Source organism: Bacillus arachidis (assembly GCF_030285945.1).
Lineage (GTDB): Bacteria > Bacillota > Bacilli > Bacillales > Bacillaceae_G > Bacillus_A > Bacillus_A arachidis.
This window is the reverse complement of the sequence record NZ_CP127373.1, coordinates 119478-132057: the sequence shown is the minus strand read 5'-3', so window position 1 is coordinate 132057 and position 12580 is coordinate 119478. Positions and strand designations below refer to the sequence as shown.

Annotated in this window: 9 protein-coding genes and 3 pseudogenes; 7 read left to right on the top strand and 5 right to left on the bottom strand. The window is 31.1% G+C overall.

Annotated features, from left to right (window positions below; translation table 11 throughout):
* The first annotated feature begins 67 nt into the window (after positions 1-67).
* From QRY57_RS00705 to QRY57_RS00675, 7 genes and pseudogenes are all read left to right on the top strand, one after another.
* The gene (locus QRY57_RS00705) at positions 68-2359 is read left to right on the top strand and encodes a PA14 domain-containing protein (protein ID WP_286015052.1); all 2292 of its coding nucleotides are present in this window, start codon (positions 68-70) and stop codon (positions 2357-2359) included.
* A gap of 385 nt (positions 2360-2744) precedes the next feature.
* Positions 2745-3032: a lactococcin 972 family bacteriocin gene (locus QRY57_RS00700; protein ID WP_286015051.1), complete on the top strand. Its 288-nt coding sequence runs from the start codon at positions 2745-2747 to the stop codon at positions 3030-3032.
* Positions 3033-3106: 74 nt separating this feature from the next.
* Positions 3107-3730, top strand: a complete 624-nt coding sequence (locus tag QRY57_RS00695; RefSeq protein ID WP_286015050.1) for an ABC transporter ATP-binding protein — start codon at positions 3107-3109, stop codon at positions 3728-3730.
* A 15-nt stretch (positions 3731-3745) separates the two neighbouring features.
* Positions 3746-5890 carry a hypothetical protein gene (locus QRY57_RS00690; protein ID WP_286015049.1) on the top strand — a complete coding sequence of 715 codons (2145 nt, stop codon included), beginning with the start codon at positions 3746-3748 and terminating at the stop codon, positions 5888-5890.
* Positions 5891-5918: 28 nt separating this feature from the next.
* Positions 5919-6386, top strand: a complete 468-nt coding sequence (locus QRY57_RS00685; RefSeq protein WP_286015048.1) for a hypothetical protein — start codon at positions 5919-5921, stop codon at positions 6384-6386.
* A gap of 133 nt (positions 6387-6519) precedes the next feature.
* Positions 6520-6969 (top strand): annotated as a pseudogene (locus tag QRY57_RS00680) (RNA-guided endonuclease InsQ/TnpB family protein); the annotation flags it as partial.
* Between the two features lie 146 nt (positions 6970-7115).
* Positions 7116-7802, top strand: a complete 687-nt coding sequence (locus tag QRY57_RS00675) for an IS6 family transposase (RefSeq protein ID WP_286015047.1) — start codon at positions 7116-7118, stop codon at positions 7800-7802.
* A 53-nt stretch (positions 7803-7855) separates the two neighbouring features.
* On the opposite strand, the pseudogene QRY57_RS00670 reads toward QRY57_RS00675, so the two are convergent.
* The 5 genes and pseudogenes from QRY57_RS00670 to QRY57_RS00650 all read right to left on the bottom strand — a co-directional run.
* A pseudogene (locus QRY57_RS00670) lies at positions 7856-7990 on the bottom strand (IS6 family transposase); the annotation flags it as partial.
* A gap of 123 nt (positions 7991-8113) precedes the next feature.
* Positions 8114-8641, bottom strand: a pseudogene (gene cysE, locus QRY57_RS00665) (serine O-acetyltransferase); the annotation flags it as partial.
* Positions 8642-8974: 333 nt separating this feature from the next.
* Complete coding sequence (gene ribD / locus QRY57_RS00660; protein ID WP_349775657.1) at positions 8975-10066, bottom strand: bifunctional diaminohydroxyphosphoribosylaminopyrimidine deaminase/5-amino-6-(5-phosphoribosylamino)uracil reductase RibD; 1092 nt, start codon at positions 10064-10066, stop codon at positions 8975-8977.
* Complete coding sequence (locus tag QRY57_RS00655; protein WP_286015046.1) at positions 10063-11334, bottom strand: MDR family MFS transporter; 1272 nt, start codon at positions 11332-11334, stop codon at positions 10063-10065. Before QRY57_RS00655 ends, ribD begins: the two co-directional genes overlap by 4 nt.
* 11 nt (positions 11335-11345) lie before the next feature.
* Complete coding sequence (locus QRY57_RS00650; protein WP_286015045.1) at positions 11346-12569, bottom strand: ATP-grasp domain-containing protein; 1224 nt, start codon at positions 12567-12569, stop codon at positions 11346-11348.
* Between the last annotated feature and the right edge of the window lie 11 nt (positions 12570-12580).

The following is a 12580-nucleotide window of genomic DNA, read 5'->3' as shown; positions in this document are numbered from 1 at the left end:
TTCACTTTTTCTAAATATTGTTATATTATATTCGGGAATTAAAAATCAATAGTTAAGGAGTTGTAGTATGGTTAAGTTATTGAAAAAAAGTTATAGTATTTTAATGTTTGTAGCTTTACTATTATTTGTTACAACAAATGTTCATGCTGAAGAAAAGCATAATGTGAACACTGTATCTGTAGAAAAAGCTACTCAGCAAGCAAAAAATTATTTTGAAGTTATTCGAAATAATTCGGAGACAAATTGGAAAGAGAGTGAATTGGTATTAGATCGAAAATTGTATGATGAAAATAGGGAATTAACGGCGTATTTGTTTGTTGTACAGCGCGGAAATCAGGAAAATGGATTTATTATTGTGAGTGGTAACGAGAAACTTTCAGGTGTACTGGAATCTACAAGACAAGGTGCTAATCCATACAAAACGGTAGATAAAGAGCGTAGTATTTATGTAGGACCAATGTCATATTTGCAAAAATCTAGTAAAGAAGGTTCGTACATAGATTTAAATACTAAAAAAGAGGTATCAAAAAAAGCTCTTGAAGATATAAACATATTTACTAATTCAAAGAATATTTCTTCAGAAAACAATAGTTTGAAAAAAAATAGTCGTTCAGTGCGCTCAGTAAGTGCACCTTATTATAATCATAAATTCATATCAAATGTTCCAGATTTTGACTGGACTAATGGGTGTCTTCCAACAGCCTATGCAAACGTTATAACTTATTGGGCGAATAATGGGTTCCCACGTTTAAAAAATAATCAAACTGATTATGAAGCATATATTCTCGACACACTACCAAAATTAATGAAGACGGATGCTCAAGGTTATACGTTTGGTAATAAGGGTATAGCTGGTGCGAAAGAATATTGGGAAAAAACAGGGAAATATTCTGTTTCTATCAAGGAATATAAGAATAAACCTGTAAATCCAGCCATCTTTGAGGAATACAAAAAAGAAATAGATAAAAATAGACCAGCGATTATTACAACTCAAACACACCCCATTTATAAAAATCATGCTGTAACAGGTGTGGGTTATGAGGAAATTTTTGATCCAGCTGAAAGAGTATGGCATCGCTCTGCAATTGTACATGATGAATGGATATCTACTCCGCAAGATCACTATCTTGTTTGGACTCCTGATATTGATAACTTTTATTCTATTATTCCCGGTGCAGATATTTCTTCTAAGGATAATATTTATAAAGAAAAAGCAAGTCAAGTTCACTATAATTGGGGATCAGGAGCACCGGAGGGTCAAAAAAACGATAACTTCTCAGCAAAATTTGATCAATCACAAAGTTTAGAAGCAGGAGATTATTTTATGCAAACTCTTGCTGATGATTATGTTAAAGTAAATTTTGATGGAAAAAAGATAATTGATGGATGGAATGATTCTTCAAGTGGGCAAATAAAACGTGCACTTTTACCAAAGCTAGCGCAAGGAAACCACAAAATAGAGACAGATTTCCATGAAAAAACGGGGAATGCGGGTATATTTTCTGATATTGTTCCATTTGATTATTGGCTAGCTTATTATTACCCAAATAAGGATCTACAAGGGCTTCCTGTAGATGCAAGAGTAATTGCACCAGCAGGGCAACAGCAAAAACTTGCGGAAGATAATGGGGAAGGGGCTCCAACTTCGAAAGTACCAAAGGATAATTTTTCTGCTCGCTATACTACTGTAAAACGTTTACCAAAGGGCGAATACATTATTCGTGGAAAAGCAGATGATGGTCTTCGAGTTTATATTGATGGTAAACTTGTAATAGATCGATGGCATGCAAGCGGTAGATATGTAGAAGATGCTCGAAAGGTAGTAATCAATGACAATACAGGTGCAACAATACTTGGAAAGTCTACAGAAAAAGATATCCACCTTATTGAGGTACAATATTTAGAAGAGGGAGGAGCAAGTAAAGTAGAGTTTGGTATGGAACCATATACTGATGCTGTTCCATTTCCGCATTGGACAGCAGAATATTATGCTAATAAAGATTTAAAAGGTGAAGCCATAGTTAAAGGGGGGAAATGGTCATTAGATCGATTTATTAACATTGATTTTAACTGGGGAAAGGGCTCTCCGTATCCAAGTATACCTAATGATAATTTTTCTGCCCGTTTTACAAAGCTAGGTTTATTTGAAAATGGTAATTATGAATTTGAAGCTAAGGCTGATGATGGAGTAAGAGTATATATTGATGATAAACGCATTATTGATTCTTGGAAAGCTAGTGCAGGTGAGGTTCGAAAGGTAAAAGTACCGATGACTGTTGGAGTGCATAAAATTACGGTCGAATATTTGGAAGTAACAAGCGGCGCTGTATTAAAAATGGATTATAGAAAAGTAAAGTAGTATAAGTTATATGTTTTTATGAATATGGATAAGGAGCTAGTTCCTATGGGAGGAACTGGCTTTTTTATATAGCAATGTTTGAATGAGTTTGTTTTACGTATTATTCTGAATATGTAATTCTGCATATTCAGAATAATTATATTGTTATAATATACCAGTTGCCATAAAATTTAGTTGTGTGATGAATTTCTGTGGTTAGTTTATGAAATTAGATTATCTGCTACTGAATTAGAAGTAATAAACAAATACAAACAAAAAATTTGAATGCAATTTGTTAGTTAAATTAAAGCACTCTAATTAAATTGTAATTATATATTGTAATATTATAAAATTATGTTATTATGTACTAGAAACAAAAATACAAAAAATTGGAAGGGGAAATAAAATGAAGAAGAAAGCGATTACTTTTGCGTTGTCATCCATGCTAGCTGTAGGAGCATTAGTACCTATTACAGCATCTGCGGGAAGTGTTGATAGTTGGAGTTACGGGTTTGATAAAAATAAAATGAAGGACTATTCAATTTATAACCATCAGCTGGCTCGTCATTCTGCGGGAATAACAAAGAATGGTAAAACTTTTAAGAGTGAAATTGCACCACGTGGGGTTAAAGCAGGAATATTTTTAGATTATACAGGTCCTTATAGAGTAAATTATCATAAATATACTAATTAAATATTGTAATGCACAAGGGGGATTTATATGTTTTATATAATCCCCCTTAAAAATTGATATCAGGGAGCAGTAAGATGATTGAAATAAGAAATATGAATAAATCGTTTGATCATAAAAAAGTATTTGAGAATTTTAACTTAAAGGTATATTCAGGTGAATTTATTGGAATATATGGTAAAAGTGGTCAAGGAAAATCAACACTTTTAAATATAATAGGGACATTAGAAAAACCTGATTCTGGTGATGTAATAATTCTAGGGAAAAATACACAATCAAAAAGAGTAAAACATTACTTATTAAGAAATAATATAGGTTTCATATTTCAAAACTATGCATTAATAGATAATGAATCCGTCCAGCATAATTTAGAAATTGCTCTTAAACATAAAAAAATGAAGAAAAATGAAAAAAAAGTGGCAATACATAAGGCATTAGATGAAGTTCAACTTACAGGTTACGAAGAAAAAAAGGTATGTACACTTAGTGGAGGAGAACAGCAACGTGTAGCGATTGCTAGATTATTGCTCAAAGATCCAACTCTAATTTTAGCTGATGAACCAACAGGATCTTTAGATAGTGAAAATAGGGATATTATTGCTACTTTGTTTCAGAGATTGCATCAACAAGGTAAAACAATCATTGTGGTTACCCATGACAAGAGTTTAGTACATCTTTTTTCGCGAACTATTCAACTATAAGGGAAAGGCTAGACTATGAAAAAATTAATATTTTTATTACTTACCATTACTTTTACAATTGTTAGCTTTTTATCGATTAAACAGTTCGAGTTTTTAGATTTTCAAGCTTTTAATTATAATAGTAATTATCTTGAAAAAAATTGGAATTTAGAAATAAAGGAAGGTAATCCTCAAAAAAGTAAATTAGAGAACTTTCAAATGTTAACAAAAATTGTAGATAAAGCAAAAGTGAACTTACAAAGGACCTCGTATGAATTAACAGAAAATAACCAAGAAAAAATAGTATATTATATAGCATTATATGACCCAGATAAGTATTTTGAAAAAATAAAACTAAAAAATGGGAAGTATTTGGATGAAAAAAGCAATACAAATGATTTTATGTCCACTCTTAAAACTAATAGTACATATCAAATTGGTCAATTAGAAATTTTTCATAGTTTTAATCCAATAGAAATTCGGCCTCTAATTGCCGCCGGAAAAACGAAAGAGGTTAGAGGTACATATATTTTAAAGGGCACTAACAATGTTGAAGTATTTAAAAAATTAGCTACCAACTATGGTTTTTCAATTGAACTCTCACAAGAACAATCTAATTCCCTTTTTACTGAATATCCATATCAAGATATGATTTATATAACATGTGTGGTGTTGTGCTTGTTAATATTACTTGCAATGTTTTATGATATTATCAATAATTATAAAGCTATTGCAATACGATATTTACATGGAGATAACTTTTTTCATATTGGCCTCTATTTGTTAAAACGATATCTAAGACTAATCTTCTATGCTTTTATTTTGGTGTGGTTAATATTATTATTATATTTATATTTTTATAATCAGTATCAGCAAATTTTTCCTTTTCTAATTTTTTGGATTAAAAATATATCTATATTAATTTTAACTATTTCCCTAATTTTATTGTTTTCATGGATTGGGACTAAAAGCATAGGTATATCTCAGGCAATTAAAAACCAAAAACCAGTAAAAACATTTTTTTATTTGAATTGTATTGTTCGTTTTATATTGGCGATCTTTTTAATATTAGGGTTAGAACAAGGGATCCATTCATTTCAAAAGTTAAGAGATACATTAGGCCAACAAGCTAAATGGGATGTCTTAAAAAAATATTCTTTTTTAGGAATGGAGATGGAAGGAAAAGGGCTAGATACAAAAGACGAGAGACAGCTATATAATTTTAAGAAGTTGTATAAGGAATTTGAAGAACAGGGATCTATTTATATCTCACCATCCAATTACTACTTTGAAGAAAATGGGAATAAGTTACCTTCAAAGCCATGGGGAATAGAAGGTAAACAAGTGAAAATTAATAAGAATTATTTGGATGTAAATCCGATTTTTGGTGTTAATGGTAATGAAGTGGAATTGCCGAAAACAAGTAAAAGTGAGCTGGTCGTATTAGTACCACAAAAATACAAAAAAGACCAAGAAGATATAAAAGAAACAATAAAAGAAGAGTATGAAGCTATGATTAATCGTAATCAGGCAGCTTCGATTAAAATTAACATAATATATGTGAAAAATGAACAATCTTATTTTACTTTTTCTACCAAAATGGCAGAAAAAAGTAAATATCAAATAAAGGATCCGATTGCTGTAATTATTACCCCTGAATTTGAGCCGACATTTACAGCGAGTACCATTGCGATGGGTTACGGATATTACACTAAAAATAATATGGGAGAAAATCCTTTTAAAAATACACAAGAAACTTTAAAAAAATATGGATTAGATAATATTTGGAGCCCAGTATCTGTTGCATATGCAAGTGTTGAACAGAAAATATCAAATGATACAGAAAAACTTCAATTAAATATCATTAACGTTACCTTATTTATATTACTTGCAGCAGTGTTACTCTTTTTCTCTGCAGTATACTATTTAGAGATAAACAAACAAACATTTGCATTACAATGGATCTTTGGTTATAGATTTATAGAAAGACATAACATAGTGTATCTAGCCTTATTAGTTTTTTGGCAATTTTCTTTTATAGTATGCTTTTTTATATCCAGCAATACCTTTTTATTAGGAAAAATCTCTTTAGGGTTAGCGGTATTTGATATTATATTAATAAGCTGTTTAATAATTTTAAAAGAACAAAGAATCATAAAGCATATAATTATTGAAAAATAAAATACATAAAAATTGAGTGGTGAAAAAGTTGTTACAGAAGAAAAAAATAATGATAGTTAGTTTAGTCATTGTTAGCCTTTTGGGATTAAGTATTTTTCTGTTTTTTAATAATACAGGAGAACAAGAAATAGGTGAAAAAACAAATGCTACTACGACAGAAAAAACTTCCGAAGTACCTAAAGAAACACGTAGTCAGAATAAATATTATTATGTTTATTTAAAAGAAAGTAATAGTAACTCAGATACCTCCTTTATTCCAGAAAAATTAAATCCTGACTATGATATGACAGAAAGTCACAATACAACTGTTCAGTATAATGCTGACGGGTCTATTATTGAAGATGAAAAAATAATTGTTGTATACAACAATGAATTGTCAGAAAAAAATAAAAAGAAAATCAAAAAAATTGCAGGTGAACAAAAGTATGCTGAAGCTTTAAAAGAAATTCAGGAAAGAATTGATGAAGCGAAAGCCCTAAATACTGATTCAAACTAATTACTTTATCAAATGATTTTAATTAATGAAATACGCCAAATGCCTTAATGTACAGGCATTTGGCTATTTTTATTATATTTGAAATTAACTTGGTATAGAAAGAGTTCTGAATTTTTTTAAGAGATATCTATGAGTATTATCAAGACGTGCTAAAGGCTCAGAACGTTGGAGTAAACAACGTACTCGTGTAGCGAAATTACATGAAAAAGTAGCGAACCAACGTAAGAATTTTCTTCATCATAAGTCTAAAGAGTTAGCTACTAATTTTGACGTTATAGCTATTGAAGAACTAAACATGAAAGGGATGTCGCAATCACTTAATTTTGGAAAAAGTGTCGCTGACAATGGTTGGGGTATGTTCACTTCTTTTTTAGCTTATAAACTACAAGAACAAGGCAAACAACTTGTGAAAATAGACAAATGGTTTCCTTCCACAAAAACATGTAGCAGTTGTGGAATTGTGAAAGATATATCATTGTCTGAACGAGTATATTCTTGTGTATGTGGTGTAAATCTCGATAGAGATTATAACTCAGCTATCAATATCAAAAATGAAGCAATACGCTTATTAGCGTTGGCATAAATGACAGTAAAATAACCTTTGGAACAAGGGAGTTAGCTCGGCTGTCTTAGGACTAATTCGTTAGCTATCAAAAGTAACGACGGTTCTGTTGCAAAGTTTCCTACATGAAGTTACACTCTAGAAAACAGGATCTAGGGGAATTAGGCATGAGATATTTTAAAGGAAAACAATTCAAGAAAGATATTATTTTAATAGCCGTCGGCTACTACTGCCGTTTTTCTTTAAGTTATCGCGATGTCTCTGAAATTCTGAAAGAACGTGGTATTTCAGTTCACCCTACAACCATAATGCGATGGGTTCATGAATATGGCAATCTCATCTATCAAATATGGACAGTGAAAAATAAATCTGCACAACTATCTTGGCATTTGGATGAGACTTATATCAAAGTTAAGGGAGAGTGGCGTTATCTCTATCGTGCAATTGATAAGGATGGAAACACATTGGATATTCAACTTCGTAAAAAACGGGACCATCAGGCTGCCTATGCCTTCATGAAAAGATTAGTAAAACATTTTGGAGAACCAACGGTTCTCACTACAGACAAAGCGCCGGCATTACTTTGTGCATTTAACAAATTAAGAAAACAAGGATTTTATCAAACTACAATTCATTGTACAATCAAACATTTAAACAACCTTATTGAACAGGATCACAGGCATGTAAAGAGACGTTTTGCCAAATCTGCAGGATTTCAAAATTTTCGTCATGCTTCACGTACGATAAAAGGTATCGAGACCATTCATGCTCTATATAAACAAAGGCGAAGTCTTCAAAGAGACTCCGCCTTTTCAACGTACAATGAACTTCAACAATTACTAGCTACTTCCTAAATATTGTTCCTCATTTACTCAACCTGTTTATGCTTTTTCAAACTTTGCAACAGAACCGACAAACCTCGTTCCTCCATCATTTCCACCAAATCACGAAAACTTAGGTTGTACCGTAGGTACCATCTTACCGTTAATAAGATAATATCAGGTTGATAGTGCTTCCATTTGAATAAATTTTCCTTTTTCATACCGATCACACACCTTTTTTAGAGTAATAGTATCAGTATGTCCAAGTTTTATAGACTTCTTGCACCAGAACCATCTATCCTTTATAAATCATTAACCTAGTCTATTGGTATAACAACTCTATCTTTGGTTCTTATACCGTTTAGTTTTACTATTTCTCCTGGAATCCCTACTATAGTAGAATTATTCGGCACATCTTTTAAAACCACTGAACCTGCTCCAATTATAGAGTAATTTCCTATTGTAATTGCTCCTAATACTTTAGCACCACAACAAATTACACAACCATCACCAATGTTAGGGTGTCTTTTTCCAATTTCTTTTCCAGTACCTCCAAGCGTTACCCCTTGAAATATGGTAACATCATTACCAATTTCGCAGGTTTCACCAATGACAACACCAGCACCATGGTCAATAAACAATCTACGTCCTATTTTTGCTGCTGGGTGAATTTCTATTCCAGTTAGAAACCTTGTGAATTGTGAAATTAATCGAGCTATTAAATAACATTTGTTTTTCCATAATTTATGACTAATACGGTACAACCATACTGCATGTATACCAGGATAACATAAGAGGGCTTCAATTATATTTCTGGCTGCTGGATCTGATTTTAATATACACTTGATATCTTCATTTAATCTCTTGAACACATTTATCCTCCCTTCAAGTGCATGGCAACAATTATTTTATTTTTGAATTAGTAACCAATTTGTAGGGATTTTGGAGTGTTTTACTCTGTCGATTAAAAATTCGTTAGATTTTTTACAAATAAAGTGTTTTTTTATTCCTAGAACACAAAAAGTGAAAAAACAAAAACATAAATTCGTTATTTTCTTCATACTTCAAAAGGAAGGAATCGTTGACGTAGGCTTTCAAAAGAGTAAGATTGATTTCAACTTATTTTATATTAGTAATAATGGAAAAGGTAAAAATCCGAAAATTATATATAAACTTTGGTAATAAAAAACTATCTATGTATGACACTAAATAGGTACACTCACTATCTTCAAGTCGTTACCTATTTTCATAACTTCTTGAATCGATAGTTCTTTTGCATTTGACAAAGTTTGTATTTCCTCTCCACCAAATGAAGGAATACTAGATTTTCCACCAATAATTTTTGGCGCAATATAAGTAATTATCTTGTTAACCAGATTAGCCTTTAAAAATGCAGCATTTAATTCACTTCCCGACTCAAGCAATGCAGATGTAATCTTTTTTGTTCCTAAAATATGCAAAACCTCCTCTAGATTTACTTTTGTTGTAGAAGAAGTTGTTTGTATTACTTCTACTCCTATTTCTTGTAACTGTTCTTTTTTGACTTGATTTATGGACGTGGTTGTAAAAATAATTACTTTTGATTTCCCATCATGTAATAAGCTAGCATTTATAGGTATTCGTAAATTAGAATCTAATACAACTCTAATAGGATTTCTCCCTTTCCTATCTTTCAATCGTACAGTAAGTTTAGGGTCATCTTTTATGACAGTGTTTACCCCGACAATGATTGCATCATGATTATTTCTTAATATATGCACATCATTTCTTGAATCTTTACCAGTTATCCATTTACTATCTCCAGAATAAGTTGCGATTTTTCCATCCAGAGAAATAGCTGTTTTTAAAGTAATATAAGGTTTCTTATGGACCATATAATGTCTGTAAAATTCATTTAGTCCTTCTAATTTATTTTGTAGTATACCTATATTTACTTCAATACCAGCTTCACGTAGCCTATTAACACCTTTTCCCTTTACTAGTGGGTTAGGGTCAGTCTCAGCAATTACAACTCTTTTTACTTTGGCATTAATTAGTGCCTCTGTACAAGGAGGAGTTAGGCCAGTATGATTGCAAGGTTCTAAAGTAACATAGACTGTACTATTAATAGCCTTTTCTTGGGCCATATTTAAAGCTAAGACTTCAGCATGTCCTTCACCAGATTTTAAATGTGCTCCCATACCAATAATTAATCCATCCTTTACTATAATACAACCAACGTTTGGGTTTGGACTTGTTTGATTACCTATCGATTTTGCTAAGTTGATTGCAATTTCCATATAATGTTCATCATTCACAATTTAGCACTTCCTTTTAGGTCTATTAAATTTATTTCTTTTTTTTCTTTATATACCTTTGAGAAAAGTAAGATACTTACAGCCCCCATTAGACCATAGATAATTGACATTCCCCAAGATGGAATTAATGCTCCTAAAGTTATTCCGAGTGATCCAATTACTAGGCCACCTCTGAAAGTTAAACTATTTACGGCCATATATCTACTTCGCATACTTTCCTTAACTACATCAGCTAGTAAGACTCTTTTTATAGGAACATACATTAATTCCCCTATAGTCAAAATAACTGTAGAGAGTAATAAAATCCATGCATTATTACTAACCCCTAAAACCATATATCCAAAAGTAAACAACACTATCCCCATATAAAGTGACCTTTGATCAGATAAACTTTTTGTTAATTTAGACACCAACAATGCGAGAATAATGACTAAAACGGTATTCTCAGTTCTCAATATCCCATACATTTTTACACCGTTAAATGAAATACTAAGGTCAAAAATGTTTATTAAAGTTTGTGTTTTAAACTCACTTGCTAATCTAACACCAATGTAGTAGCCAAGTTGTAACTCTATTCCTAGTGTTAATAAACTTGCAATAAAAAATTTCAGAAATAATTTATCCTTAAATACTTCTCTATAGCTAGAAAATATATTATTCGTTTTAGATTTTGTCTTTTTGTCATCAAGTTCCTGAGGCTTTGTTTCTTCAATAAAGTAATACATAACTATAGAAGTTGTTAGAACTACAGCCGTTGTAACAAGTAAAATATAAAAGAAGTATTTATTGAAAAGAAATGCACCTAGTAATGTTCCGATTGCTAAAGAAAAATTATTAACCCAATAAGTCAGAGAATAAATAAATTTCCTATTTTCAGGCGTACTAACATCAATTATCATTGCTTCTCTAGCTGGATTTGCTAAACCAAAGCAAGAATTGTTAATAAATAAAAGTACCATTGTTATAATTGGTGCAGTAAATAGTGGGGAGTTAGTTAATGCCATAAATCCAATGGTTAAGAACCTGATGAATTCAGATGCTACAAGAATTTTCTTTCTACCAAACTGATCTGCTAGATAGCCCCCATAAAATCCTGCGAGTATACTTCCTATAACAGTAAAAAGCATAATTAATCCAGCCAATTTCACACCATAATGAATTGAAAAATAAATTGACATAAATGGCAAAATCATATTCGACGTAGTACTTTGGAGTAATAAAACGAAAATTCTTACTTTTATATTTATATGTAAGTCTTTAAAATTCAATTAAAACACTCCTAGTTAATTTGAAGATTCTCCTTGCATGTTTCAACTTTTAATAATGAGTGAACTGTATTTTTATGCTCTACAACTTCCTCATGATTTTCACCAACAACAATAAAATAACCATGCCTAGTTTTAGAATCTTTAATCTGTGGAATATTATCTCCAGATTTTAATGTGAATGAGATTTCTTGTACGTAGGGTAAAGATTGTATTTGATCAATGCCGCTTACTTCTTTTAAAATTCCCATTGGAAGGGAAAAATAAGAAATTGCTGCTACTTTTTGTTTTTTTGGGGTTATAAAAGGTTCATCATTTAACAGTTTAAAAATTAAAGATTCAATATCAATGCCGGTAGATAAGTTTACTAATTGAGGTATTTGATCTCCTCCTAATCTTGCTTGTGATTCTACAATTCTCGGACCGTTTTTTGTTAATATTACTTCAGTATGAGTTGGTCCAAATTTGAATTTAGCTAATGTTAAAAAATCCGTTACAAGTTTTGAGATATTCGATTTCGCTTCAGAATCCAGTCGTGAGGGATGTATATGTCCCATTTCCACAAAGTAAGGTGGAGCACTTTTTATCTTATCAGTAATTCCTATTACATGGTGTATTCCATGCTTTGATATTACTTCCACACTAACTTCTGGACCTTCTAAAAATTCTTCTATAATAAATGGTCCAATATAGTTATAGCTGTAAACGACTTCTTTGAATTTATTAACATCTTCATTACTTCTACATAAATAAACACCTCTACTCCCAGACATGTCTTGGGGTTTAATGATGAATGGAAATTCTAATTTTTCTGATACCTTTTCCAGTTCAGCTATTGTATCGATTGGAATATAAAGAACAGGTGATAAATTGTATTTTAATAATAACTCTCTCATTTTCAGCTTATTGTTAATATATTCAATTGACTTCGAACTATTTAATGCTTTACCATATTTTTCAGCAATCTTATACGTTTCTAACATTGTATCTTCACGCCCTGCATGAAATATGTAGTCAATATGAGTACTTTCTAAAGTTGCCTTTATGACTGTTTCTAACTTTTGATAATTAGTAATATCGAATATATAAGTTTCATCAGATAATTCAACAATTTTTTGCAACAAATTTTCTGCACCTTTATTTTTCTTCCAAATTGAAACACAATATATATCTTCATTTTTTGCTTTTCTAACATACTTCACCCATGGAGTGACCAATATTAAACTTTTCGAGTTCATAAACTCCCTCC

Coding starts and splice junctions, on each gene's coding strand:
- QRY57_RS00675 (WP_286015047.1), top strand. CDS start 7,116: ATGAGATATTTTAAAGGAAAACAATTCAAGAAAGATATTATTTTAATA.
- QRY57_RS00705 (WP_286015052.1), top strand. CDS start 68: ATGGTTAAGTTATTGAAAAAAAGTTATAGTATTTTAATGTTTGTAGCT.
- QRY57_RS00690 (WP_286015049.1), top strand. CDS start 3,746: ATGAAAAAATTAATATTTTTATTACTTACCATTACTTTTACAATTGTT.
- QRY57_RS00650 (WP_286015045.1), bottom strand. CDS start 12,569: ATGAACTCGAAAAGTTTAATATTGGTCACTCCATGGGTGAAGTATGTT.
- QRY57_RS00695 (WP_286015050.1), top strand. CDS start 3,107: ATGATTGAAATAAGAAATATGAATAAATCGTTTGATCATAAAAAAGTA.
- QRY57_RS00700 (WP_286015051.1), top strand. CDS start 2,745: ATGAAGAAGAAAGCGATTACTTTTGCGTTGTCATCCATGCTAGCTGTA.